The sequence below is a fragment of the Salmonella sp. SAL00653 genome (genome assembly GCF_046552515.1).
Taxonomy (GTDB): Bacteria; Pseudomonadota; Gammaproteobacteria; order Enterobacterales; family Enterobacteriaceae; genus Salmonella; species Salmonella enterica.
The window spans coordinates 133,782-158,217 of record NZ_JBGDTY010000010.1; the positions used below are offsets into that span (position 1 = coordinate 133,782).

General features: G+C 53.0%; 21 protein-coding genes, 1 tRNA gene, 1 other RNA gene and 1 pseudogene. 8 read left to right on the forward strand and 16 right to left on the reverse strand.

What is annotated here, in order from left to right; all coding sequences use genetic code 11:
- Positions 1 to 33: 33 nt before the first annotated feature.
- The 3 genes from hcr to ACLJRU_RS13430 all read right to left on the reverse strand — a co-directional run bounded on the left by hcr (position 34) and on the right by ACLJRU_RS13430 (position 3,709).
- Positions 34 to 1,002 (reverse strand): NADH oxidoreductase, encoded by a 969-nt coding sequence (hcr, locus tag ACLJRU_RS13420; RefSeq protein ID WP_187790649.1) that lies wholly within the window; start codon positions 1,000 to 1,002, stop codon positions 34 to 36.
- Between the two features lie 11 nt (positions 1,003 to 1,013).
- Positions 1,014 to 2,666, reverse strand: a complete 1,653-nt coding sequence (gene hcp, locus ACLJRU_RS13425; protein ID WP_000458777.1) for a hydroxylamine reductase — start codon at positions 2,664 to 2,666, stop codon at positions 1,014 to 1,016.
- Positions 2,667 to 2,809: 143 nt separating this feature from the next.
- On the reverse strand, positions 2,810 to 3,709 hold the full coding sequence (locus ACLJRU_RS13430) for a lysine exporter LysO family protein (RefSeq protein WP_000491118.1): 900 nt from the start codon (positions 3,707 to 3,709) through the stop codon (positions 2,810 to 2,812).
- Positions 3,710 to 3,910: 201 nt separating this feature from the next.
- Between ACLJRU_RS13430 and ACLJRU_RS13435 the strand changes: the two genes are divergently transcribed.
- A complete protein-coding gene (locus ACLJRU_RS13435) occupies positions 3,911 to 5,569 on the forward strand; it encodes an ATP-dependent endonuclease (protein ID WP_000599770.1) in 1,659 nt (552 codons plus the stop codon).
- On the opposite strand, the gene ACLJRU_RS13440 is transcribed toward ACLJRU_RS13435, so the two are convergent.
- Positions 5,566 to 6,516, reverse strand: a complete 951-nt coding sequence (locus ACLJRU_RS13440; RefSeq protein ID WP_023234769.1) for a VirK/YbjX family protein — start codon at positions 6,514 to 6,516, stop codon at positions 5,566 to 5,568. The genes ACLJRU_RS13435 and ACLJRU_RS13440 overlap by 4 nt on opposite strands.
- A gap of 145 nt (positions 6,517 to 6,661) precedes the next feature.
- On the opposite strand from ACLJRU_RS13440, the gene macA reads away from it, so the two are divergent.
- Positions 6,662 to 7,780 carry a macrolide transporter subunit MacA gene (gene macA / locus ACLJRU_RS13445; protein WP_023234770.1) on the forward strand — a complete coding sequence of 373 codons (1,119 nt, stop codon included), beginning with the start codon at positions 6,662 to 6,664 and terminating at the stop codon, positions 7,778 to 7,780.
- Positions 7,777 to 9,723, forward strand: coding sequence for a macrolide ABC transporter ATP-binding protein/permease MacB (gene macB / locus ACLJRU_RS13450; RefSeq protein WP_000125882.1), 1,947 nt, complete (start codon positions 7,777 to 7,779; stop codon positions 9,721 to 9,723). Before macA ends, macB begins: the two co-directional genes overlap by 4 nt.
- A gap of 129 nt (positions 9,724 to 9,852) precedes the next feature.
- Here the strand turns inward: macB and cspD are convergent, their stop codons facing one another.
- Positions 9,853 to 10,074 (reverse strand): cold shock-like protein CspD, encoded by a 222-nt coding sequence (gene cspD / locus ACLJRU_RS13455; RefSeq protein ID WP_000447499.1) that lies wholly within the window; start codon positions 10,072 to 10,074, stop codon positions 9,853 to 9,855.
- 150 nt (positions 10,075 to 10,224) lie between these two features.
- Between cspD and ACLJRU_RS13460 the strand changes: the two genes are divergently transcribed.
- The 3 genes from ACLJRU_RS13460 (at position 10,225) to clpA (ending at position 13,025) form a co-directional block, all read left to right on the forward strand.
- A complete protein-coding gene (locus ACLJRU_RS13460) occupies positions 10,225 to 10,302 on the forward strand; it encodes a hypothetical protein (RefSeq protein ID WP_212742690.1) in 78 nt (25 codons plus the stop codon).
- A 95-nt stretch (positions 10,303 to 10,397) separates the two neighbouring features.
- Positions 10,398 to 10,718, forward strand: a complete 321-nt coding sequence (gene clpS / locus ACLJRU_RS13465) for an ATP-dependent Clp protease adapter ClpS (protein WP_000520789.1) — start codon at positions 10,398 to 10,400, stop codon at positions 10,716 to 10,718.
- Between the two features lie 30 nt (positions 10,719 to 10,748).
- Complete coding sequence (gene clpA, locus ACLJRU_RS13470; RefSeq protein ID WP_001539593.1) at positions 10,749 to 13,025, forward strand: ATP-dependent Clp protease ATP-binding subunit ClpA; 2,277 nt, start codon at positions 10,749 to 10,751, stop codon at positions 13,023 to 13,025.
- A 212-nt stretch (positions 13,026 to 13,237) separates the two neighbouring features.
- On the opposite strand, the gene ACLJRU_RS13475 is transcribed toward clpA, so the two are convergent.
- From ACLJRU_RS13475 to ACLJRU_RS13500, 6 genes and pseudogenes are all read right to left on the reverse strand, one after another.
- Positions 13,238 to 13,435: a hypothetical protein gene (locus ACLJRU_RS13475; RefSeq protein ID WP_001117984.1), complete on the reverse strand. Its 198-nt coding sequence runs from the start codon at positions 13,433 to 13,435 to the stop codon at positions 13,238 to 13,240.
- Positions 13,436 to 13,596: 161 nt separating this feature from the next.
- Positions 13,597 to 13,950, reverse strand: a pseudogene (locus ACLJRU_RS13480) (tyrosine-type recombinase/integrase); the annotation flags it as partial.
- A gap of 452 nt (positions 13,951 to 14,402) precedes the next feature.
- Positions 14,403 to 14,539, reverse strand: a non-coding RNA gene (locus ACLJRU_RS13485) — RtT sRNA.
- A gap of 48 nt (positions 14,540 to 14,587) precedes the next feature.
- Positions 14,588 to 14,675: transfer RNA gene (locus tag ACLJRU_RS13490), tRNA-Ser, on the reverse strand.
- A gap of 148 nt (positions 14,676 to 14,823) precedes the next feature.
- Complete coding sequence (locus ACLJRU_RS13495; protein WP_000097893.1) at positions 14,824 to 15,501, reverse strand: hydrolase; 678 nt, start codon at positions 15,499 to 15,501, stop codon at positions 14,824 to 14,826.
- Between the two features lie 19 nt (positions 15,502 to 15,520).
- The gene (locus ACLJRU_RS13500) at positions 15,521 to 16,381 is read right to left on the reverse strand and encodes a pirin family protein (RefSeq protein ID WP_000809969.1); all 861 of its coding nucleotides are present in this window, start codon (positions 16,379 to 16,381) and stop codon (positions 15,521 to 15,523) included.
- 108 nt (positions 16,382 to 16,489) lie between these two features.
- Between ACLJRU_RS13500 and ACLJRU_RS13505 the strand changes: the two genes are divergently transcribed.
- Complete coding sequence (locus ACLJRU_RS13505) at positions 16,490 to 17,401, forward strand: LysR family transcriptional regulator (RefSeq protein ID WP_000597928.1); 912 nt, start codon at positions 16,490 to 16,492, stop codon at positions 17,399 to 17,401.
- 90 nt (positions 17,402 to 17,491) lie between these two features.
- Here ACLJRU_RS13505 and infA read toward each other — a convergent pair whose 3' ends face one another.
- From infA to trxB, 5 genes are all read right to left on the reverse strand, one after another.
- Positions 17,492 to 17,710, reverse strand: a complete 219-nt coding sequence (gene infA / locus ACLJRU_RS13510) for a translation initiation factor IF-1 (protein WP_001040187.1) — start codon at positions 17,708 to 17,710, stop codon at positions 17,492 to 17,494.
- Between the two features lie 311 nt (positions 17,711 to 18,021).
- Positions 18,022 to 18,726, reverse strand: coding sequence for a leucyl/phenylalanyl-tRNA--protein transferase (aat, locus tag ACLJRU_RS13515; RefSeq protein WP_001241650.1), 705 nt, complete (start codon positions 18,724 to 18,726; stop codon positions 18,022 to 18,024).
- Positions 18,727 to 18,770: 44 nt separating this feature from the next.
- Positions 18,771 to 20,492 (reverse strand): heme ABC transporter ATP-binding protein/permease CydC, encoded by a 1,722-nt coding sequence (gene cydC, locus ACLJRU_RS13520; RefSeq protein WP_001202248.1) that lies wholly within the window; start codon positions 20,490 to 20,492, stop codon positions 18,771 to 18,773.
- The gene (gene cydD, locus ACLJRU_RS13525; protein ID WP_001539597.1) at positions 20,493 to 22,259 is read right to left on the reverse strand and encodes a heme ABC transporter permease/ATP-binding protein CydD; all 1,767 of its coding nucleotides are present in this window, start codon (positions 22,257 to 22,259) and stop codon (positions 20,493 to 20,495) included.
- 113 nt (positions 22,260 to 22,372) lie between these two features.
- Positions 22,373 to 23,341, reverse strand: coding sequence for a thioredoxin-disulfide reductase (gene trxB / locus ACLJRU_RS13530; protein ID WP_000537407.1), 969 nt, complete (start codon positions 23,339 to 23,341; stop codon positions 22,373 to 22,375).
- 546 nt (positions 23,342 to 23,887) lie between these two features.
- Here trxB and lrp point away from each other — a divergent pair.
- Entirely contained in the window at positions 23,888 to 24,382 is a 495-nt protein-coding gene (lrp, locus tag ACLJRU_RS13535; RefSeq protein ID WP_000228469.1) for a leucine-responsive transcriptional regulator Lrp, read from the forward strand.
- Positions 24,383 to 24,436 lie beyond the last annotated feature (54 nt).

Sequence of the window (24,436 nt, forward strand, 5' to 3'; positions counted from 1 at the left end):
CGCTTACCGGGCCTATAATGGAGCGTTTACCGATTATGCGAGAACAAGATCGCCCTGCGGATGGCAGGAGCAGGCCAGTACGTAACCTTCGGCAATCTCCGCCTCGCTCAGCGTCATGGTGCTGCTCACCGTATAGTCGCCGGAAACGACTTTGGTTTTACAGCAGCCGCAAACACCTGCCCGACAGGCAGCGGCAACCGGTACTTTATTACTCTCCAGCGCCTCCAGCAGCGTCGTACCGATCGGGGCATAAAATTCCTGCTCTGGCTGTAGCTTGGTGAATTTCAGGCCGCTGGTTGCCGTTTCCGCCACCGGCGTGAAGAACTTCTCTTTAAAGAAGCGCGTTACGCCAAGCGCTTTCACTCCCTGTTCGACGAAATCCATATAGGGCGCCGGGCCGCAGGTCATGATGGTGCGCGATGCCAAATCCGGTACGCTCTGTAACAATTCCGTGGTCAGACGGCCCGCGACAAAACCTTCCGTGGCATGATTTTCCGCCACTAGCGTGACCGGATACTGTCGCCACTCGTCGGCAAAAATCACATCATCCGGCGAACGGACGTTAAAGATGACCTGCACATCGGCCTGCGGGCGGTATTTCGCCAGCCAGCGACGCATCGACATGATTGGCGTTACGCCACAACCGGCGGCGAGCAGCAGAAATTTATCTTCTGTTTTATCGTCACAGGTAAAATCGCCCATTGCATCAGACAGCCAGATGTAATCGCCGCGCTTGATGTCATGGGTCAACCACTGTGAACCCGTGCCATCTTCAATCCGACGAACGGTCAGCGTGATATATTCACTGACGCCCGGCGTAGACGAAAGGGTGTAGGCGCGCAGCGTTTCCGCTGAATTACGCACGCTCACCAGCGCATACTGCCCGGCGCGGTAAGGGTAGTAGTCATGGCATAATAGCGCAATTGTCCATACATCCGGCGTCTCCTGACGGATGTGATGCACCTGCATTCGCCAGGGACATTGTGAGGTTGGCATCGTCATCATTGGCCTCCTTACGCGCTCAGCAATTGCTTCATGTCTTCTTCAACGGTGGTCACGGAACGCAGACCGAACTTCTCGTTGAGGATAGCCAGCAAATCCGGCGTGAAGAAGCCTGGTGCGGTCGGCCCGGTGACAATATTTTTCACGCCTAATGACAGCAGCGTCAGCAGAATCACGATCGCTTTCTGCTCAAACCAGGAGAGCACCAGCGATAGCGGCAGATCGTTGACGCCGCAGCCCAGTTTTTCCGCCAGCGTCACCGCCAGGATAATCGCGGAGTAAGCATCGTTACACTGACCGGCATCGACCAGACGCGGCAGCCCTTCGATGTCGCCGAACTCCAGTTTGTTGAAACGGTATTTACCGCACGCCAGGGTCAGGATCAGGCAGTCATCCGGTACGCTGGTGGCGAAATCGGTAAAGTAGTTACGCTCGCCGCGCGCGCCGTCACAGCCGCCGACCAGGAAGATGTGGCGCAGTTTTTCACGACTGACCAGATCGATGAGCGTATCGGCAGCGCCGAGCAGGGTCTGACGGCCAAAACCGACGGTGATGAGATGCGGAATTTCGCTATACGGAAAGCCCGCCATCTGCTGCGCCTGGGCAATGACCGGCCCGAAGTCATCGCCTTCAAGATGGCTAACGCCCGGCCAGCCGACGATGCTACGGGTCCAGATACGGTCGTCATAGCTGCCCACGGTCGGGTCGATAATGCAGTTAGAAGTCATCACGATTGGGCCAGGGAAGCGGGCGAATTCGACCTGCTGATTCTGCCAGCCGCTGCCGTAGTTACCGACCAGATGCTTGAATTTACGCAGTTCCGGATAGCCGTGTGCGGGCAGCATTTCACCGTGAGTGTAGACGTTAACGCCGGTGCCTTCGGTCTGTTCCAGCAGGTTGTAGAGATCTTTCAGATCGTGACCGGAGATCAGAATGCACTTGCCTTCAGTCGCTTTGACGTTGACCTGAGTCGGCGTTGGGTGACCGTATTTGGTGGTTTCACCGGCGTCCAGGATGCTCATCACTTTGAAGTTCATCTGGCCGATTTCCATTGCGCACTCCAGCAGCGCGTTCATATCAGCAGGCCAGGTGCCGAGCCAGGCCATGATTTTGTGGTACTGGGCGTAAATGTCGTTGTCGTATTGACCGAGAACGTGCGCGTGTTCCATATACGCCGCCGCGCCTTTCAGACCGTACAGGCACAGCAGACGCAGGCCGAGGATATTCTCGCCAATGGCGGCTTTGTCTTTATTCGGGATAAATTCCGCCGCCTGACGTTGCAGTTCGCCCAGATCGTCGCTAACCAGTTGCAGATCGGCCATCGGATTGTCGCAATGCGCATTGGCATCCACGCTCAGGCACTGCGCTTTCAACGCTTCACGCAAGGCAATCGCTTCACGGGCGTAGCCGACGATACGCGGAGAGTCGAAGTTAACATTGGTCAGCGTGGAGAAAAACGCGCGCGGCGCAAAGTTATCAACGTCGTGATTAATGATGCCATATTCACGGGCCTTCACCGCCCAGGCAGACAAACCTTGCAAAGCCGCAATCAGCAGATCCTGCAGATCGGACGTTTCAGCCGTTTTACCGCACATTCCCTGCGCGTAGGAGCAGCCGTTTCCGGCTGGTGTACGGATGGTTTGTTCACATTGCACACAAAACATGGTCACACCTTTTAAAGTTATATTTAATATACATGTTTAAGATTATGCCTGTGAACAAAGGGATAAAAGGGATTTCTGCCATAATGTGCAAGGAGATTGATTTAGCGCAATTTTGGCGGCAGATGCCTACCGCCAAAGAGGTATCAGGCCGAGAAGAACGCCATTAAGAGGGGGACCAGCAGGCTGAGGATAAAGCCATGTACGATAGCCGCCGGAACAATCTCTACGCCGCCGGAGCGCTGTAATACCGGCAACGTAAAGTCCATTGAGGTCGCTCCGCACAGGCCCAACGCCGTTGAACGGCTGCGGCGAACCAGACCGGGAATAAGCATAATGGCTAAGAGCTCGCGGGCCAGATCGTTAAAAAATGCCGCGCTGCCGATAACCGGTCCAAACGACTCCGTCAGCAAAATACCGGAAAGAGAGTACCAGCCGAAACCTGACGCCATCGCCAGGGCGGTTTTTAGCGGTAAGTCCAGGATAAACGCATTAATCACGCCGCCCAGTAATGAGCTTGCCACGACAACGACCGCGACCATCATTCCCCGGCGGTTAAGCACAATTTGCTTTAAGGTCATGCCGCTATTTCGTAGCTGAATCCCCACCAGGAACAATAAAAAGATCAGCGTATATTCACTGGCTTCGGTGGCGTGCTGTAAAACAGAGAGTCCGCTCAGGCCGATAACAAACCCCAATACCACTACGCCGCACAGTTGTAGCGACTCCAGCGCCATGGCAATACGCGAAGGCAGTTTTTCCTGCTGATGATGGTGACGCCACGGGAGGATACGTTCCAGCCACAATAAGGCGGCGATATTACACAATAAAATAATCGTAATACTGACGGCGGAATAATGAAAAATCGCCACCAGATTACTGGCGAGGTTATCCAAAAACGCCAGGCTTATTCCCATAAAAAAGAGAATAAGATACACGATCCAGCTCAGTAGCCGGTTAATGAGTTGTAATGCGGCTTTATGTCGCAGTGGAATGAGATAGCCCACAATCAGTGGAACCAGAATGATTAAAAGTCCTGAAAACATGAACAGCCGGGCCCTTTTTTATTGTTTGAATAGCGTACATGACACTACCGAATTCCAGACTATCAGTAAAGCGACACCGTCAGCCGTACATTTATCAGACATTTGCCCCAGGCAAAGGGGGGGAATATCACGCCTGGCGGACGCATTTGCCGTTATACTGCGGTGAATTTTATGGAGTGATGACGTTTTTCTGGAGGAAGCATGATTCTCGAACGCGTTGAAATAGTAGGATTTCGCGGTATCAACCGACTGTCGTTGATGCTGGAGCAAAACAACGTGCTGATTGGGGAAAACGCCTGGGGAAAATCCAGCCTGCTGGATGCGCTGACTCTGTTATTGTCGCCGGAACTCGATCTCTACCATTTTGTCCGTGAGGATTTCTGGTTTCCGCCTGGCGACATAAAAGGACGCGAGCATCACCTGCATATTATTCTGACTTTTCGCGAAACGCAGCCAGGGCGGCATCGGGTACGTCGTTATCGAGCGCTGGAAGCATGCTGGTCGCCTTGCGAGGATGATTTTCACCGTATTTTTTATCGGCTAGAGGGCGAATGCGGCGCCGATGGCAGCGTGATGACGCTGCGCAGTTTTCTCAATAGCGATGGGCAGCCATTACCGGTGGAAAATATTAACGATCAGGTGCGCCACTTGGTTCGTCTGATGCCAGTGCTACGTTTGCGCGATGCGCGCTTTATGCGACGTATTCGCAACGGTACGGTGCCCAATGTGCCGGATGTTGAAGTCACGGCCCGACAGCTGGATTTTCTGGCGCGTGAGCTGGCAACCCGGCCGCAAAATTTAACCGACGGGCAGATTCGCCAGGGATTGTCCGCGATGGTGCAACTGCTTGAACACTATTTCTCAGAGCAGGGCGCAGGACAGGCGCGTCACCGACTCATGCGCCGACGTTCGCAAAATGAGCAGCGTAGCTGGCGCTATCTGGATATTATTAATCGGATGATCGACAAACCGGGCAGCCGGTCGCATCGGGTGATCCTGCTGGGACTTTTCTCCACGCTGTTACAGGCGAAAGGGACGCTGCGGTTACATAAAGACGCGCGACCATTACTGCTGGTGGAAGATCCGGAAACCCGTTTACATCCCATTATGCTTTCAGTCGCCTGGCAATTGCTCAATCTGTTACCGCTACAGCGGATAGCGACAACCAACTCAGGCGAATTGCTCTCGCTAACGCCGGTGGAGCATGTCGTACGGTTGGTGCGCGAATCTTCCCGCGTCGCCGCCTGGCGTCTGGGCCCGGGCGGGTTAAGCGCGGAAGATGGACGGCGCATCGCCTTTCATATCCGCTTTAATCGCGCATCGTCGCTGTTTGCGCGTTGTTGGCTACTGGTGGAAGGCGAGACGGAAACCTGGGTTATTAATGAGCTGGCGCGTCAGTGTGGACATCATTTTGATGCGGAGGGCATTAAAGTCATTGAGTTTGCTCAGTCTGGCCTGAAACCGCTGGTGAAGTTCGCCCGCCGTATGGGAATCGAGTGGCATGTCCTGGTGGATGGCGACGAAGCGGGGAAAAAATATGCCGCGACGGTCCGCAGTCTGCTTAATAACGATCGGGAAGAAGAACGCGAACATCTCACGGCGCTGCCTGCGCTGGATATGGAACATTTTATGTATCGTCAGGGCTTTGCCGATGTTTTTCACCGGGTTGCGCAGCTTCCGCCTAATGTGCCGATGAATACCCGGAAAATTATCACTAAAGCTATCCACCGCTCGTCAAAGCCGGATTTGGCGATTGAAGTCGCGATGGAAGCTGGGCGGCGGGGAATTGACGCCGTGCCGCCGCTGTTCAGAAAGATGTTCTCGCGCGTGGTTTGGCTGGCGCGGGGCCGGGCGGATTAACGTTTGAATGTGGCCGGAACCTGTTCGACGACGCTATCGAGTAACGCATAGCGGCGGCGATACTCGGCCCGTTTCTTACTGGCGATCTCCGCTTCGCTTTTTCGGGCGATCGCCAGCGGTAGCGCATAGTAATTTCCTTTAATTCTTTCACCGCCTAACGATTCCCAAAACGCGTCATAGTCGGCATGCATTTGCGTCTTTTTATCCATGTATCGCCAGCTACGATAAACGTGCGCATCGTTACTCACGGCTATAATCTTTTCTGCCTGAAAGACTTGCGCAAACTGACAGAGAGCCTCCATCACGATGCGTTTGGGAAAAAGACCATGGCAGGCTTTGGTCGCCTGCTGGATAATTTCGTGAGGGACGTCGTTTGCCGCGCCCTGTAATCCGCCGATAAATAGTGTGTGTTGTTGGTTAAAGCGACACAGGGTAAATGTGATCTCTGCCAGAATACGTAACTGTGCGTCGCGAACAACAATAGTGCTTTCACCTTCTTTATCCAGTGAGACCAGACTGACTAAATCAAGTTGAAACAACTCGCCGGTTTTAGTTTCAAATTTAGCAAGATTCAGGCCATACTGACTTAAATAGCTAACTTGTTGTTCCCGCGATAAAAGTTGGCGCATCTGTTGATAATGAAAACACAGAGCGTCTAAGGCGAAATCGCGTTTAATATTTACAGCCATATAAGGACGATGTAGCCGAATAGGCAAACGCGGCTGACGAGCAAGTAACGTATTTAACTCCGGCCATTGGGTGAGATTAGTCAGTAATTGGCTGGTCGCACGCGGCATGACTAATGAGCGGATTAAAAACTTGCGACGAAAGCTGGCTTTACGCCAGAATTTTCCTGGCTGTAATTGCCCGCGCGTCAGACGAATAAATAATTGTAAAGGAGAGATGTAATCTGAAGTGTACCAGGTATTATCTGTAAGCTGTGTCATGATCGTAATCCGCGACATAAGATTGTCGAGATTGAACCACAGGAAACATTAACCAATCGTCAATACAGCCGGCGCTATCTTTATTGCGTCAGGTTTGTTTATATACGGTTTACTTTCTGGTTAAAATTTTGCCGTCAGGGTTTCTATGCGTGCTAAGGGAAAGAAATTTAAAAAGCGTTATCTGGTCATTATTTTAATTCTTTTAGTGGGGGGGATGGCTGGCTGGCGAATGATAAATGCCCCGCTGCCAACTTATCAGACATTAATCGTGCGGCCAGGCGATCTTGAACAGAGTGTACTGGCGACTGGAAAACTGGACGCGTTGCGTAAAGTGGATGTCGGCGCGCAGGTGAGCGGCCAGTTGAAAACGCTGCTGGTCTCCATTGGCGATAACGTTAAAAAAGATCAGCTACTCGGCGTGATTGACCCAGATCAGGCGGAGAACCAGATAAAAGAGGTCGAGGCCACCCTGATGGAGCTGAACGCGGAGCGTCAGCAGGCAGCCGCTGAGTTAAAGCTGGCGCGGGTTACGCTGGCGCGCCAGCAGCAGTTAGCTAAGACTCAGGCGGTATCGCAACAGGATCTGGATACCGTGGCGACGGAGATGGCGGTTAAACAGGCGCGTATTGGCACCATAGATGCCCAGATCAAACGTAATCGGGCCTCGTTGGACACCGCGAAAACCAACCTGGAATATACCCGTATTGTTGCTCCCATGGCGGGGGAAGTGACGCAAATCACTACCCTGCAAGGACAAACGGTGATTGCAGCTCAGCAGGCGCCCAATATTCTGACGCTGGCGGATATGAGCACTATGCTGGTAAAAGCGCAGGTCTCGGAAGCGGACGTGATCCATCTTCGGGTGGGGCAGAAAGCATGGTTCACCATTGCAGGCGATCCGCAAACGCGCTATGAAGGCGTTTTAAAAGATATTCTGCCGACGCCGGAAAAGATCAACGACGCTATTTTTTATTACGCCCGGTTTGAAGTGCCGAATCCCAAAAGAATCTTGCGTCTTGATATGACCGCACAGGTTTATATTCAACTCATGGATGTCAAAAATGTGCTGATTATTCCTCTCGCCGCGCTTGGCGAACCGGTGGGCGGCAATCGTTATAAAGTGGCGCTGTTGCGTAACGGCGAAAAACGTGAGCGCGAAGTGGTCATTGGCGAGCGTAACGATACAGACGTGGAAGTGGTTAAAGGTCTGGAAGCGGGCGATGAGGTGATCATCGGCGAAAGCAGGCCAGGAGCGACGCCATGACGGCATTGCTTGAACTGTGCAATGTGAGTCGTAGCTACCCCTCCGGAGAAGAGCAGGTAGCGGTGTTGAAAGATATCTCCCTGCAAATCCACGCCGGGGAGATGGTGGCGATTGTCGGCGTTTCCGGTTCTGGAAAATCAACGCTGATGAATATCCTCGGGTGTCTGGATAAACCGACCAGCGGCACTTATCGGGTGGCGGGGCGGGACGTCTCGACGCTGGACCCGGACGCGCTGGCGCAGCTGCGGCGTGAGCATTTTGGCTTTATCTTTCAGCGCTACCATCTGTTGTCGCATTTAACGGCAGCGCAAAATGTTGAAATCCCCGCCGTCTACGCCGGCATTGAACGCAAAAAACGCCAGACGCGCGCCAGAGAGTTGCTTTTGCGGCTGGGATTAAGCGATCGCGTCGATTACCCACCTTCACAGCTTTCTGGCGGACAGCAGCAGCGTGTCAGTATTGCCCGCGCGCTGATGAACGGCGGACAGGTGATTCTGGCGGATGAGCCGACTGGCGCGCTGGATAGCCATTCCGGCGAAGAGGTGATGGCGATTTTGCGCCAACTGCGCGATCGCGGACATACGGTGATCATTGTGACGCACGATCCGCTGATTGCCGCCCAGGCGGAGCGGATTATTGAAATTCACGATGGCAAGATTGTCCATAATCCGCCCGCGCAGGAAAAGAAACGCGAACAGGGCGTTGACGCTGCCGTAGTTAATACGGCTCCCGGCTGGCGGCAATTTGCCAGCAGCTTTCGCGAAGCGCTGTCAATGGCGTGGTTAGCGATGGCCGCTAACAAAATGCGTACTTTACTGACCATGCTGGGAATTATTATCGGTATTGCGTCGGTGGTATCGATTGTGGTGGTCGGCGACGCCGCAAAACAGATGGTACTGGCGGATATCCGCGCTATGGGCACTAATACGATTGATATTCATCCAGGCAAAGATTTCGGCGACGACAACCCGCAGTATCGACAGGCGCTGAAATATGACGATCTGGTCGCTATTCAGAAACAGCCGTGGGTTAACTCTGCGACGCCCAGCGTTTCAAAGAGCTTACGTCTTCGCTATGGCAATATTGATATTGCCGTAAATGCTAATGGCGTCAGTGGCGATTATTTTAACGTTTACGGCATGTCCTTTAGGGAGGGGAACACCTTCAATGCTGTACAGCAACAGGATCGCGCGCAGGTGGTGGTGCTGGATGCCAACACGCGACGCCAGCTATTTCCAAATAAAGCGAATGTCGTAGGGGAAGTGGTGCTGGCGGGTAATATGCCGGTTATTGTTATTGGCGTGGCGGAAGAGAAACCGTCCATGTACGGCAATAGCAATCTGTTGCAAGTTTGGTTGCCCTATAGCACGATGTCAGATCGCATAATGGGTCAGTCATGGCTTAACTCGATCACCGTTCGTGTGAAAGATGGCGTTGATAGCGATCAGGCTGAACAGCAGCTTACCCGCCTGCTCACCTTACGCCACGGTAAAAAAGACTTCTTCACCTGGAATATGGACAGCGTTCTGAAAACGGCTGAAAAAACCACCTATACTCTTCAGTTATTTCTGACGCTGGTGGCCGTCATTTCGCTGGTTGTCGGCGGCATTGGCGTTATGAATATTATGCTGGTTTCCGTCACCGAGCGAACGCGTGAAATCGGCATCCGTATGGCGGTAGGCGCGCGCGCCAGCGATGTGCTACAGCAGTTTCTTATTGAAGCGGTGCTGGTTTGCCTGGTTGGGGGAGCGCTGGGGATTAGCTTGTCGATGTTCATCGCATTTATGCTACAGCTTTTCCTGCCCGGCTGGGAGATCGGTTTTTCACTGACTGCGCTGGCGAGCGCGTTTTTATGTTCGACGTTTACCGGGATACTGTTTGGCTGGCTACCGGCGAGAAACGCGGCGCGACTGGACCCGGTGGATGCGCTGGCAAGGGAGTAATCTCGCTGACGTCATTTGTCGGCCTGATAAGATGCAACAGTGTCGCTATCAGGCACTGGCGTTAAATAAAAATGCCAGCCGATCGGGCTGGCATTTTGCCTCCTGGATGTACACAATGAGACAGAGGAGCTATGCAACGGCCTCTGCTTCGATGGGCACGATGACGCTGGCGTGATTGCCTTTTGGCCCCTGGTGGACATCAAACCGGACAGACTGTCCGGCTTTAAGCGTTCTGTAACCATCCATTTGAATGGTGGAATAATGGGCGAAAATATCCTCGCCGCCGCCTTCAGGGCAGATGAAACCAAACCCTTTGGCATTGTTGAACCACTTTACAGTACCCGTTTCCATGCTTCGACATCCTTCGTAAATCTTATATAAGTAAGATGGAATGAACCGGTGACGGAGTGGGGGCTGTTCAAAACCTCACCAACTCTCGACATTACAATTTAGAGAAATCAGGCGAGGCGTCAAGCATCAGGCAGGGGGGATCGGGTAAAAATGAATCAAAAATTTGAAGCAGTTAACGCTATTGCCGGGAATGTGACAGATGTCGCGGATGGTACTGATAGATGTTAGTTATCTATCAATTGAGGTAGATTGATTGTGTGCATAGACTCTGGTCAGCGGCAGATTTTCCTGCCGACAACCGTAACCGATAATGACGACTGACAATGGGTAAGACGAACGATTGGCTGGATTTTGATCAGTTGGTGGAAGATAGCGTGCGCGACGCGCTAAAACCGCCATCTATGTATAAAGTGATATTAGTCAATGATGACTACACTCCGATGGAGTTTGTTATTGACGTGTTACAAAAATTCTTTTCTTATGATGTAGAACGTGCAACGCAATTGATGCTTGCAGTTCACTATCAAGGCAAAGCCATCTGCGGCGTGTTCACCGCCGAGGTGGCGGAAACCAAAGTGGCGATGGTGAACAAGTATGCAAGGGAGAACGAGCATCCGTTGCTGTGTACGCTGGAAAAAGCCTGAATGCAGGTATAAAAATTGGGGGAGGTGCCTATGCTCAATCAAGAACTGGAACTCAGTTTAAACATGGCTTTCGCCAGAGCGTGCGAGCACCGTCATGAGTTTATGACCGTCGAGCATCTGTTGCTGGCGCTGCTCAGCAACCCATCGGCTCGCGAAGCGCTGGAAGCATGCTCCGTGGATCTGGTGGCGCTCCGTCAGGAACTCGAAGCCTTCATTGAACAAACCACACCCGTACTGCCTGCCAGTGAAGAAGAGCGTGATACGCAGCCGACGTTAAGTTTCCAGCGTGTCCTGCAACGTGCCGTCTTCCATGTTCAGTCTTCCGGGCGTAGTGAAGTGACTGGCGCGAATGTGCTGGTGGCTATCTTTAGCGAACAGGAATCACAGGCGGCTTATCTGCTGCGCAAGCATGAAGTGAGCCGTCTGGATATCGTGAACTTTATTTCTCACGGGACGCGAAAAGACGAACCGAGCCAATCTTCCGATCTCGGCAATCAGCCAACTGGCGACGAACAAGCTGGCGGGGAGGAACGTATGGAAAACTTCACGACGAATCTTAACCAACTTGCTCGCGTGGGCGGCATCGATCCGCTGATTGGTCGTGAAAAAGAACTGGAACGCGCGATCCAGGTCTTGTGTCGTCGCCGTAAAAATAACCCGTTGCTGGTAGGGGAATCCGGCGTCGGCAAAACGGCGATTGCCGAAGGGCTGGCCTGGCGTATCGTGCAGGGCGATGTGCCGGAAGTGATGGCCGATTGCACCATTTACTCTCTGGATATCGGTTCGCTGCTGGCGGGCACCAAATACCGCGGCGATTTTGAAAAACGGTTTAAGGCGTTGCTGAAACAGCTTGAGCAGGATACCAACAGCATCCTGTTTATCGATGAAATCCATACCATTATCGGCGCTGGCGCGGCGTCGGGTGGACAGGTGGATGCGGCAAATCTGATTAAACCGCTGCTTTCCAGCGGTAAGATCCGGGTGATCGGCTCAACAACCTATCAGGAATTCAGCAATATTTTTGAGAAAGACCGTGCATTAGCGCGCCGTTTCCAGAAAATTGATATTACCGAGCCTTCGGTGGAAGAGACGGTGCAAATTATCAATGGCTTGAAACCTAAGTACGAAGCGCACCACGACGTGCGTTATACCGCGAAAGCGGTGCGTGCGGCGGTCGAGTTGGCGGTAAAATATATCAATGACCGCCATCTGCCGGATAAAGCCATTGACGTGATTGACGAAGCGGGCGCTCGGGCGCGTCTGATGCCGGTGAGCAAACGTAAGAAAACGGTCAACGTGGCGGATATTGAGTCCGTAGTGGCGCGAATTGCGCGAATTCCTGAAAAGAGCGTCTCGCAAAGCGATCGCGATACGCTGAAGAACCTGGGCGATCGTCTGAAAATGCTGGTCTTCGGCCAGGATAACGCGATTGAGGCGCTGACCGAAGCTATTAAGATGAGTCGTGCGGGGTTGGGCCATGAGCATAAACCTGTCGGCTCATTCTTGTTCGCCGGGCCAACTGGCGTAGGGAAAACTGAAGTTACGGTACAGCTTTCAAAAGCGCTGGGTATTGAGTTGTTGCGCTTCGATATGTCCGAATATATGGAGCGCCATACGGTGAGCCGTTTGATCGGCGCGCCTCCGGGATACGTCGGTTTCGACCAGGGCGGGCTGCTGACAGATGCGGTGATTAAGCATCCTCATGCGGTGCTGTTGCTGGATGAGATCGAAAAAGCGCACCCGGATGTCTTTAACCTGCTGCTGCAGGTGATGGATAACGGTACGCTGACCGATAACAACGGCCGTAAGGCGGATTTCCGCAACGTGGTGCTGGTGATGACCACCAACGCCGGCGTGCGAGAAACCGAACGTAAATCTATTGGTCTTATTCATCAGGACAACAGTACCGATGCGATGGGCGAGATCAAGAAAGTGTTTACGCCGGAGTTCCGTAACCGTCTCGACAACATTATTTGGTTCGATCATCTGTCTGGCGAGGTGATTCATCAGGTTGTCGATAAGTTTATCGTCGAGTTGCAGGCTCAGTTGGATCAGAAAGGCGTCTCTCTGGAAGTCAGTCAGGAAGCGCGCGACTGGCTGGCGGAAAAGGGCTATGACCGGGCGATGGGCGCACGACCGATGGCGCGTGTGATTCAGGATAACCTGAAAAAACCGCTGGCCAATGAGTTGCTGTTTGGATCGCTGGTTGATGGCGGACAGGTCACCGTCGCGCTGGATAAAGAGAAAAATGCGTTGACGTATGGCTTCCAGAGTGCGCAAAAGCACAAGCCGGAAGCCGCGCATTAATCTTCGTTTCACTGCCGTACAAACCGGGCCTTAGCGCCCGGTTTTTTTACGCCGGCTAATAGTTAGCCTGATGGCGTTGTGCTCGCGGTAGGCGGACAAGGCGCTTGTAAATTGCGTCATCATCCGGTAATCGACGGGTCAAATGCGAAAAAAAAGCCCGACCCGCTGCGTGAAAAGGGATGCTGAAGCCGCTGTTACCAATGCCAAAAAAACTAATCCTCTTCTCTGAAAAGAGTAGTCTTACACTTAGCACAAAGAATTCTTCTGTGATTATCCCATACCTGTATCAAACCAACATCGCTGAATTTCTCGTGACCACAACTGTAGCAGGATATTTTGCTCATATTGTGTTTTTTAATATATTCATCTTTGGTGGGAAGTTGCTTCCAGTAGCCTATCAGTCCGGGCATAACCTCTCCTTGAGTGGGTTATGTAATTTGCAAATTATGATAATAATTATATAAGAAATAGTTCAGTATAAAATTATTACTTATCACATTTTCGAAAGCGAATGCTATTAGCATCACACTTTCTACGTTGTTATCAACGATAATGCTTTCGTACAGGTAGCTTAGCTGTTGGCAGTGCTATACCCCGTCCAATCATCCATCAACGCCACCCGTTTAGGCCATAACGTCCCACGCTGATACGCTGCTTCAGCCTTATCTGCCAACTGGTGCGCCAACGCATGTTCAATAACCTCACGTTGATAATCCGTTGCTTCACCAGCCCACTCACGGAAAGTAGAACGGAAGCCATGTTGCGTTAAGTCGATATATCCCATTCGTTTCAATACAGCCAATAACGACATATCAGAAAGTGTTTCAGCGCGAGGGGCAGGGAATACATGATTGTTATCTTTTAATCGTGGTAAATCTTTTAACAAATCAACAGCAGCATCAGACAGAGGAACTCGGTGCTTTTTTACTACCGAGAGATACTTATGCAAACTTTTCTAAAGCGTTTCAGGTAGGGAAGTAGGGCTGTTTTACACAATCTATAGTAAGTTTGGTGTAGCAACCAAAGGTCCAAAAACAAACCTTTCATCAGGAAAATCACAGTAAAAACAAGAAGTTTAGATACAAAAGCCCGTACTTTCGTACGAGCTCTTTCTTGAATATGGCGGTGAGGGGGATTGACTCGCTTTGCTCGCCCCTTCGGGCAGTCTTCTCGCAGGCTCGTCGTCTGTCCAACTGGCTGCGCCGCTACTCAGCCCATCCCTGGGCCTCGCCCCTTCGGGGCCAGAGCAAGCTCTGTTCAAAAACGCTCCCGGCGTTTTTGTGTCGAACCCCGGTCGGTGGTTCTCATCCCCCCTTAGTTTGGGGGATATATATAAGCAAAAAGCCCGTACTTCTGTACAGGCTCTCAACTTGAATATGGCGGTGAGGGGGGGATTGACTCGCTGCGCTCGCCCTTCGGGCAGCCCGTTCGCTGCGCGCCCGGTCTGTCCAACTGGCTGCGCCAGTTGTCGAACCCCGGTCGGTGGTTCTCATCCCCCCTTGGTTTGGGGGATACATATAAGCAAAAAGCCCGTACTTCTGTACAGGCTCTCAACTTAAATATGGCGGTGAGGGGGGGATTCGAACCCCCGATACGTTGCCGTATACACACTTTCCAGGCGTGCTCCTTCAGCCACTCGGACACCTCACCATATTGTATTGCTGCCTGACCACTTGGGGGGCAACGGGGCGCTACTATAGGGAGTTGCGCTAAAACGGTCAAGCAGAATTTACATATTCACTGTCGTTTGCTCATGCAATAGACATAATCCCCGCCCAAACTGGCGCGGGGAGGCAAATTAGCGCTGTGAATCCAACATTTCGTTGTTTTTCACCACATCCTGCGCTTTGCTGTAGCTTTCGATCAGCAGTTGATAGGCCGGGAATACCTGAGTATAAACGTCGGCCCACGCGGCGGCGTCTTCACGGTTCCAGGTGCCTTGCAGCTCAGAGGCGACTGCGGCAGTATCCATCGGTACGACGCCAGCCTGTACGATACGCGCCAGGGTGATCTCCTGCGCCATCTTACTGTAGGTGCCGGATGCGTCGATCACGGCAAATACCTTATAACCTTCCGCTACCGCGCTAATGGCCGGGAATGCCATACACACGCTGGTAATCGTCCCGGCAATGATCAGCGTCTTACGACCCGTCGCTTTTACCGCCTTAACGAAATCTTCGTTATCCCAGGCGTTAATTTCACCTTTGCGCGCAATGTACTGCGCATGTGGCGCATTAGCGTGGATCTCCGGGATCAGCGGGCCGTTCGGACCTTGCGGTACGGATGCCGTGGTAATGACCGGCATTTTAGCTAACGTCGCCATCTTCGCCAACGCCGCGGCGCGAGCGCGTAATTCCGGCATTGGCATATCGCCTACGGTCTGGAAAAGACCGCTTTGATGATCGATTAAAAGCATCACGGAATCGTTAACATCAATTACCGGGCGCAAACCATTAAAATTAGCAGGACTTGACATCGTGTTCTCCTTCATGTTTTCAGATTTGGCCAAAACGGCCGGAGTTGAAATCGCGGACTGCTTCTGCGATCTCTTGTTTCGTGTTCATAACAAATGGGCCGTAACCCACAATCGGTTCATTCAGCGGCTCGCCTGATAACAGCAATACGCTGGCGTCGCTGCTGGCCTCAAGGTGCAGCGTTTTCCCTTGCTGGCTCAATACCACCAGTTGCGCTTCGTTGACCGGCGTCGTGCCGTTCACCGTGATATTGCCTTTCAGTACCACCAGCGCGGTGCTCCATCCTTCCGGCTGTGCTAATGTAAGCTGGCGATTGCGTTGCAGGCGCATATCCCAGACATTGAGCGGCGAGAAAGTGTGCGCTGGGCCTTTTGTCTCTTCATAACGCCCTGCGATGACCCGCACGACTCCGGCGTCATCCGGCAACGTAACGGTCGGGATAACATCGTGGGTAATGCTTTGATAACCCGGAGTGGTCATTTTGTCCTTCATGGGAAGGTTAACCCACAACTGCACCATTTCCAGTTCGCCGCCCCGACGGGTAAACGCGTCGGAGTGGAACTCTTCATGCAAAATGCCTGCGCCTGCGGTCATCCACTGAACGTCGCCCGGGCCGATAACGCCGCCGCGACCGGTAGAGTCCCGGTGCTCGACTTCGCCACTATAAACAATCGTCACGGTCTCGAAACCGCGGTGTGGATGCTCTCCAACGCCGCGTTTTTCATTACCCGGCGTAAAGGTGTGTGGCCCGGCATAATCCAGCAGCAGGAATGGACTCAACTGCTGCGCATGTGACTGATAAGAAAAGAGTGAACGAACCGGAAATCCATCGCCAACCCAGTGCGGGCGAGGTGCGGTATAGACGCCTGTAATCTGTTTCATGGTGTTCTCCTCAGTGGCGTTGTCTTGATGTGAATAAGCTTATATTCATGACAAAAGGTTCGGTAGTGGCTAAAATGGCTCATACCGTTCCATTAATAGGACAATGTAATGATAAAAACGGATCTCAATGATTTTGCGTGGTTTGTGCATGTGGTCGAAGAGGGTGGGTTTGCCGCGGCGGGGCGTGCGCTTGATGAACCAAAATCAAAACTGAGCCGGCGTATTGCGCAACTGGAGGAACGGCTGGGCGTGCGATTGATTCAGCGAACCACCCGGCAGTTTAACGTTACCGAAGTGGGACAAACATTCTATGAGCACTGTAAAGCGATGCTGGTGGAAGCTCAGGCGGCGCAGGATGCCATTGCCGCATTGCAGGTAGAACCTCGCGGTATCGTGAAGCTGACCTGCCCGGTGACGCTGCTGCATGTACACATCGGCCCAATGCTGGCGAAGTTTATGGCGCGTTATCCTGATGTTTCGCTACAGCTTGAAGCGACCAATCGTCGGGTGGACGTCGTAGGGGAGGGGGTGGATGTGGCGATTCGCGTCAGGCCGCGCCCGTTTGAAGATAGCGACCTGGTGATGCGCGTCCTGGCTGACAGAGGGCATCGCCTGTTTGCCAGCCCGGATCTTATCGCACGGATGGGAATCCCCTCCGCGCCGGCGGAGTTGAGCCATTGGCCAGGGCTAAGTCTTGCATCCGGCAAGCATATTCACCGCTGGGAACTTTATGGCCCGCAGGGCGCACGTGCGGAAGTCCATTTTACCCCGCGTATGATTACCACCGACATGTTGGCGCTACGCGAGGCGGCGATGGCGGGCGTGGGGCTTGTGCAGTTACCTGTCTTAATGGTGAAAGAACAACTGGCCGCTGGTGAACTGGTCGCGGTGCTGGAAGAGTGGGAGCCCCGGCGGGAGGTTATTCATGCTGTGTTCCCATCCCGGCGAGGATTATTACCTTCCGTACGTGCGTTGGTCGATTTTTTGACGGAAGAGTATGCGCGAATGGTGGAAGAGTAACCTGCTCGTCATTCATCAACTTAATGGACGCAAAAAAGGCCGGTTAAACCGACCTTTTATCCAGCCGCCCTTCAGGGCGTGAGGAGACAATTAGCGACTACGGAAGACAATGCGGCCTTTGCTCAGGTCGTACGGGGTCAGCTCAACGGTCACTTTGTCGCCCGTCAGGATGCGGATGTAGTTCTTACGCATTTTACCGGAGATGTGTGCAGTAACCACGTGACCGTTTTCTAACTCTACGCGGAACATGGTATTAGGTAACGTTTCGAGAACGGTACCTTGCATTTCAATATTGTCTTCTTTGGCCATCTAATCCTCTGGGGTATCACTACCATAATTTGAACCGGCAAGATAATGCCGAACTTCTTTTGATAAGTAAAGATTTGTGCGTTTAAAACACAGCAAACCAGGTTTAGCACATGATTCCGCGACACACGACAACGCCGCGTTATACACCTTTTCCCTGATACTACCGCCTGATGTATCGACATAAGCGCAACATATAAGGGAACGGTGAAATAAACGATGGGCGTTACCTGACAACGGGCTGCGGGATAATGAGCTAAACCAATTCTGCGGCAGCAATTATAACACCCCAATAAAAAATGTGCCGAAAACATTCACTTCCGGGGCAAAAATAATGTCCGCGGCACCCAAAAACGGGAGGCCAGCGGCTGTTGGCGTAAGGCTGCGAGGTGATCGAGGTAGTCACGACGTGGAATTTCAATGGCGCCGAGCGAGGCGGTATGACTATTAAGTACCTGACAATCAATAAGTTTACCGCCGTGACGGGTAAATTCAGCGCAAAAAACCAGCAGTGCGGTTTTGGAGGCATTCTCCTGGCGGCTAAACATCGATTCGCCGCAAAATAGCGCCCCCTGCGAGACGCCATACATCCCGCCGACCAGTTCCCGATCGCGCCACACTTCAATGGAGTGCGCGTGGCCCAATTCATGTAATCGGCGATAGGCTTCCTCAATACCACGCGTTATCCAGGTGCCTTCGTCACGGTGATTGGCGCATCCATCAATGACCCGATCGAAAGCGTAATTGAGCGTCACGCGGTAAGGGGATGCGTTGTGAAAGCGCTTCATGCTGCGACTGAGGTGAAACTTTTCAGGCCACAGCACGGCGCGCGGATCGGGCGACCACCACAGAATCGGGTCGCCCGGCGAAAACCACGGGAAAATCCCGTGCTGGTAGGCCATTAACAACCGGGCAGGGCTGAGATCGCCGCCCAGCGCCAGTAAACCGTTAGGCTCGCGTAAAGCGCCTTCCGGCGAAGGGAAAGCGATAGAATGTCGGGAAAGCTGAACCAGACGCATGACGGCGAAACTCCAGTACGCAAGTCGGATCGTTCAATAATAGCTTACAGACGTTGTTTAAACTGATAATAGCGCCCTTGTCCGGCTAACAATTCTGCATGAGTGCCTTGCTCAATGATGCGCCCGTCGTCCATTACGATGATTTGATCAAAACGGGCCAGGCCGCGCAAACGGTGCGTCACCATCAGGACGGTTTTCTCGCGCATCACATCGGCAAGTAATTCCAGCATTTCGCTCTCGGTGGTCGCATCCAGCCCCTCAGTGGGCTCATCCAACAGCATCAACGGGGCATCGTGCAACAGCGCGCGGGCGATGGCCAGACGACGAAGTTCGCCGCCGGATAGCAGGCGACCGCCTTCGCCGAGCCAGCTATTAAGCCCACTATCTTCGAGCAGATTTTCGAGGCCGACGCGACGCAGCATGTCGGAAAGGGCTTCGTCGCTGGCATTGGGCGCCGCCAGTAATAAATTATCACGCAGCGTGGCGCTGAACAGGTGGACACGCTGCGGCACCACGCTGATAGTCCGGCGTAAGGCGGATTCGCTCAGCGAGGATAGCGGAAGATCGTTGAGCAGAATTTCGCCTTGTTGCGGGTCCCAGGCGCGGGTGAGTAGCTGCAACAGCGTTGATTTTCCGCAGCCGGTACGCCCCAGAATAGCGACATGCTCGCCAGGATTAGCCTGTAATGAGAGGGCATTGAGCGCATTAATCGGCTGGTCGGGATAACGAAACGAAATGTCCCGTAGGGTGAGTGTGACCTTTTCCGGCGCGGGAGTTTCTGCCTGCGGAAAGGTCACCTCCGGTTTTTGCTCCGTTAATTCAGTGATACGAAGCGCAGAGGCGATAACCTGCCCCAGATGCTGGAATGCGCCGGTAACGGGCGCAAGCGCCTCGAAAGCCGCCAGCGCGCAGAAGACAAACAGCGCGATGAGCGCGCCGGGCTGCGTATTGCCGCCAACGCCGCCGGAGGCCATCCACAACATTAACATCACCGCCAGCGCGCCAATCAGCAGCATTAACGCCTGCGATAAGGCGGTGAGTTCAGACTGTCGGCGTTGGGCCTCATGCCATTGTAATTCGGTGGCTTCCATTTGCGCCCGATAGCGTTTGCTGGCGCCAAAAATGGTGAGTTCCGCCTGGCCCTGTAACCATGACGTGAGCTGCTGGCGATACTGACCTCGTAGATGCGTCAGATTTTGGCCGGTATTTTTGCCGGCGCGATAAAACACCGGCGGCATAATAAACAGCGTCAACAGCATAATGCCGCCCAGCGTGATCGCCAGCGTCACGTCGAGAACGCTAAGCCCCAGGGTGACAATCATAATCACTACAAAAGCGCCGACCAGCGGGGAGATGACGCGCAAATAGAGATGATCCAGCGTGTCGACGTCGGCAACGATGCGGTTCAGCAGTTCACCTTGCTGATAACGCGCCAGACCCGCGGGGGAGAGCGGTAAAAGTTTGCTGAAGGTATAAATACGCAGATGTTGCAGCACGCGGAACGTGGCGTCATGACTTACCAGACGTTCAAAATAACGACCGGCGGTACGGGTAATGGCCGCGCCGCGCACGCCGGCCGCCGGGAGCATATAGTTAAAACTGTAAATTCCCGCGAAGCCTGCGATAGCGGACGCGGACAGGAACCAGCCGGAAAGCGTCAGCAGCCCGATACTGGCAAGCAGGGTCAGGATTGCCAGCGCAATTCCCAGCGTTAGCATCCATTTATGGCGTTTATAAAGCGTCAGATAAGGGAGTAGCGCGCGCATTTAAATATCCTCCTGACGGTGAGCCAATAACGTCGCAAAAGCGCCGTTGGCGGCGCTGAGTTCGGCATAACTGCCTTGTTCGACAATCGCGCCATCTTGCATAACCCAGATAGCGTCCCAGTCGGCGAGATCTTCCAACTGATGCGTCACCATTAATGTGGTCTGGCGTTTTGACGCCGCTTTTAACGCCTGCATGACGCGTTGCTCGCTGTGAGCGTCCAGGCTTGCCGCCGGTTCATCCAGCAGTAGCAGTTGACAGGGATTAAGTAGCGCACGGGCGACCGCTACACGCTGTGCCTGGCCGACGGAAAGTCTGCTGGCATGATTGCCGAGCGGGGTGTCTACTCCCTGCGGCAGCAGCGGTAAAAACTCGCTTACCCATGCGGCGTCAAGCGCGGCATAAAGTTCCTGCTCGCTGGCGTCCGGGCGCGCCAGTAATACATTTTCGCGTAGCGTCGCCGCAGGTAATTGCGGGTTTTGCCCAACCCAGGAGAGATGCTGGCGCCAGGATTCCGGCGAGAGATCGCGAAGCTCGACACCGTTAATACGCAAAGATCCCTGATAGGAGAGAAAACCGGATAATACATTCAACAGAGAGCTTTTACCGGAACCGCTGCGTCCTACCAGGACGGCGCGTTCTCCTGCCGCTAATGAGAAATTCAGCGGCCCGGCAAGCGTTTTGCCTTCTGGCGAGGTGATAATAAGATTGACTGCGTCAATGGTTACAGGTTCGTTTTCCGCCAGCTCAACTTCGCCGCGCGCCAGGTGGGCGAGGGGTGTTTCCAGAAATGTCTTCAGACTATCCGCCGCGCCAACCGCCTGCGCTTTAGCATGATAAAACGTGCCGAGGTCGCGTAATGGCTGGAAAAACTCCGGCGCGAGGATCAAGGCGAGGAACCCGGCGGCGAGCGTCACACCGGTACCGTAATGACCAAAGTTCAGCTCGCCCAGGTAAGAGAAGCCAAAATAAACGGCGACCAGCGCAATAGAAAGCGAGGTGAAAAATTCCAGCACGCCGGAAGATAAAAAGGCGAGGCGCAGTACTTCCATCGTGCGCTGACGAAAATCCTGCGATGCTGCGCGAATGCTCTCGGTTTCCGATTCTCCACGACCGAAAATTCGCAGCGTTTCCATCCCGCGCAGACGGTCAAGAAAATGGCCGCTTAGCCGGGCAAGCGCCAGGAAATTGCGGCGGTTGGCGTCAGCCGCGCCCATCCCCACCATTGCCATAAATAGGGGAATGAGCGGGGCGGTGCCCAGCAGAATCAGCGCCGCCGCCCAATTTGACGGGAAAATCGCCGCCACGATTAAGAGCGGTACGCAAACGGCAAGCGCCATTTGCGGCAGATAGCGCGCATAATAGTCATGCATATCGTCAATCTGTTCTAACACCAGCGTCGCCCAGCTACCGGCGGGCTTGCCCTGAATCCAGGCTGGGCCGGCTTGCTGCAGACGATCCAACACCTGACGGCGGATCTCAAAGCGAATATGTTGTCCGGCATGAAAACCGACGCGCTCGCGCAACCACACCACCCAGGCGCGGAGGACAAAGATCAGTATCAGCAGGATAAAAGGGAGCAACAGCGCTTCCCGTGGAATGTTCTCCATGATCATATGTTGCAGGATACGCGCCATGATCCAGGCCTGAGCGACAATTAATACGCCACTCATGAACCCCAACAGGCGGGAAATATTCAACCACCGTTGGGAGATTACGCTTTGCTGTTTTAACCAGCGGGTCAGCTCTTTTTGACGGGTTTTATTCATTGCACGCTTAGCAGGTGAGTTATTGGAATTTCAGGCAGGGCAATGTTACAACGACGCAAAAATAAAGGCGACTTATAGTCGCCTTTTTTACTTTTGTTACTGATTTGTAAAAACTATTTACTCGCGTCGGCCAGACCATCGAGATAGCGTTCAGCATCCAGCGCCGCCATACAACCCGTGCCTGCAGAGGTGATCGCCTGACGGTAAATATGATCCATGACGTCACCCGCCGCGAATACGCCAGGGATGCTGGTTTGTGTGGCGTTGCCATGGGTGCCGGACTGAACTTTGATATAACCATTTTCCAGCTCAAGCTGGCCTTCGAAGAGCGCCGTGTTTGGGCTATGACCGATGGCTACGAAAAGTCCGGCGATGTCCAGCGTCTCGATATTATCGCTCTGCTGCGTGTCGCGAAGGCGCAGACCGGTGACGCCCATCTGATCGCCGGTCACTTCTTCCAGCGTCCGGTTGGTGTGCAGAATGATATTGCCATTTTCAACTTTATCCATCAGGCGCTTAATGAGGATTTTTTCAGCGCGGAAACCGTCACGGCGATGGATAAGGTGCACTTCCGAAGCGATGTTAGACAGATAAAGCGCTTCTTCAACCGCGGTGTTGCCGCCGCCGATCACCGCCACTTTCTGATTGCGGTAGAAGAAACCGTCGCAGGTTGCGCAGGCGGAAACGCCGCGCCCTTTAAAGGCTTCTTCCGATGGCAGCCCCAGATAGCGCGCGGAAGCGCCGGTCGCAATGATCAACGCATCACAAGTGTACTCTGCGCTGTCACCTGTCAGACGGAACGGACGATTTTGCAGATCCACGTTGTTGATGTGATCAAAAATTATCTCGGTTTCAAATTTTGCCGCATGTTCATGCATGCGTTCCATCAGCAGCGGGCCGGTCAAATCGTTTGGATCGCCGGGCCAGTTTTCCACTTCCGTCGTGGTAGTCAGTTGACCGCCTTTTTCCATACCGGTAATAAGTACTGGCTGTAAATTTGCGCGCGCGGCATACACCGCCGCGGTATATCCCGCCGGTCCTGAGCCCAGAATAAGCAGCTTACTGTGTTTGGTCGTGCCCATGAGATCCCCATAGTTGTTGGCAGACAATGAGCAGAATTGTAGGGAATTTACAGACGTAAAAAAAGAGCATAACGATTTTGTTAACAATATGTGTAATAGCATGAACCGATGAACGACCGCGACAGCGACATTATCATCACAAATTTTACTTAAAATCGGTAACTTATAAGGTGACGAAATGACAGTTTACCGCCCTCTCTAATGAATAACTGGCATGTTGTACTAAAAATCGATGTTTTGCTTTGACAATCACCTGCTGTTTTGCGAAAACATTCGAGGAAGAAAAAAACTGTGTTATGTATGTGCTGCATAATCATGCATGTAAATACCATGTTTACCGGGCTAGTGAAATCTACGCATGGCGTGGACAGACGCCATTCGTGATGTCGATAGCTGCCGCGAGGCAACGGTCTTCTCACCATAGACCAGGCATTGCGCGCCGTTAATCCCTCTGGGTTTCGGTCTATTGTGATGGGCAGCGACTCTGAACAGTGATGTGAGTAGAGTCAGGCAGGAGTAGGGAAGGAATACAGAGAGACAATAATAATGGTAGATAGCAAGAAGCGCCCTGGCAAAGATCTCGACCGTATCGATCGTAACATTCTTAATGAACTGCAAAAGGATGGGCGTATTTCCAACGTCGAGCTTTCTAAACGAGTAGGACTTTCGCCGACACCTTGCCTTGAGCGTGTGCGTCGGCTGGAGCGACAGGGGTTTATCCAGGGCTATACGGCGCTGCTGAACCCACATTATCTGGATGCGTCACTTCTGGTATTCGTTGAGATTACCTTAAATCGCGGCGCGCCGGATGTGTTTGAACAGTTTAATGCCGCCGTGCAAAAGCTTGAAGAGATTCAGGAGTGTCATTTGGTTTCCGGCGATTTCGACTACCTGTTGAAAACCCGTGTACCGGATATGTCAGCGTATCGAAAACTATTGGGAGAGACGTTGCTGCGCTTGCCAGGTGTGAACGACACCCGAACTTACGTAGTGATGGAAGAGGTAAAACAGAGTAATCGTCTGGTTATTAAGACACGCTAACACGGAACAGGTGCAAAATCGCCGTAGTTTGATTACACTCCTGTTAATCCATAC

Excerpts from the sequence above, each read along its gene's own strand:
- clpA (WP_001539593.1), top strand. The coding sequence starts at position 10,749 with ATGCTCAATCAAGAACTGGAACTCAGTTTAAACATGGCTTTCGCCAGA.
- hcr (WP_187790649.1), bottom strand. The coding sequence starts at position 1,002 with ATGACGATGCCAACCTCACAATGTCCCTGGCGAATGCAGGTGCATCAC.
- trxB (WP_000537407.1), bottom strand. The coding sequence starts at position 23,341 with ATGGGCACGACCAAACACAGTAAGCTGCTTATTCTGGGCTCAGGACCG.
- hcp (WP_000458777.1), bottom strand. The coding sequence starts at position 2,666 with ATGTTTTGTGTGCAATGTGAACAAACCATCCGTACACCAGCCGGAAAC.
- ACLJRU_RS13475 (WP_001117984.1), bottom strand. The coding sequence starts at position 13,435 with ATGCCCGGACTGATAGGCTACTGGAAGCAACTTCCCACCAAAGATGAA.
- ACLJRU_RS13460 (WP_212742690.1), top strand. The coding sequence starts at position 10,225 with ATGAATCAAAAATTTGAAGCAGTTAACGCTATTGCCGGGAATGTGACA.
- cspD (WP_000447499.1), bottom strand. The coding sequence starts at position 10,074 with ATGGAAACGGGTACTGTAAAGTGGTTCAACAATGCCAAAGGGTTTGGT.
- clpS (WP_000520789.1), top strand. The coding sequence starts at position 10,398 with ATGGGTAAGACGAACGATTGGCTGGATTTTGATCAGTTGGTGGAAGAT.
- macA (WP_023234770.1), top strand. The coding sequence starts at position 6,662 with ATGCGTGCTAAGGGAAAGAAATTTAAAAAGCGTTATCTGGTCATTATT.
- cydC (WP_001202248.1), bottom strand. The coding sequence starts at position 20,492 with ATGCGCGCGCTACTCCCTTATCTGACGCTTTATAAACGCCATAAATGG.
- infA (WP_001040187.1), bottom strand. The coding sequence starts at position 17,710 with ATGGCCAAAGAAGACAATATTGAAATGCAAGGTACCGTTCTCGAAACG.
- ACLJRU_RS13505 (WP_000597928.1), top strand. The coding sequence starts at position 16,490 with ATGATAAAAACGGATCTCAATGATTTTGCGTGGTTTGTGCATGTGGTC.
- macB (WP_000125882.1), top strand. The coding sequence starts at position 7,777 with ATGACGGCATTGCTTGAACTGTGCAATGTGAGTCGTAGCTACCCCTCC.
- lrp (WP_000228469.1), top strand. The coding sequence starts at position 23,888 with ATGGTAGATAGCAAGAAGCGCCCTGGCAAAGATCTCGACCGTATCGAT.
- aat (WP_001241650.1), bottom strand. The coding sequence starts at position 18,726 with ATGCGTCTGGTTCAGCTTTCCCGACATTCTATCGCTTTCCCTTCGCCG.
- ACLJRU_RS13500 (WP_000809969.1), bottom strand. The coding sequence starts at position 16,381 with ATGAAACAGATTACAGGCGTCTATACCGCACCTCGCCCGCACTGGGTT.
- ACLJRU_RS13435 (WP_000599770.1), top strand. The coding sequence starts at position 3,911 with ATGATTCTCGAACGCGTTGAAATAGTAGGATTTCGCGGTATCAACCGA.
- ACLJRU_RS13495 (WP_000097893.1), bottom strand. The coding sequence starts at position 15,501 with ATGTCAAGTCCTGCTAATTTTAATGGTTTGCGCCCGGTAATTGATGTT.
- ACLJRU_RS13430 (WP_000491118.1), bottom strand. The coding sequence starts at position 3,709 with ATGTTTTCAGGACTTTTAATCATTCTGGTTCCACTGATTGTGGGCTAT.
- cydD (WP_001539597.1), bottom strand. The coding sequence starts at position 22,259 with ATGAATAAAACCCGTCAAAAAGAGCTGACCCGCTGGTTAAAACAGCAA.
- ACLJRU_RS13440 (WP_023234769.1), bottom strand. The coding sequence starts at position 6,516 with ATGACACAGCTTACAGATAATACCTGGTACACTTCAGATTACATCTCT.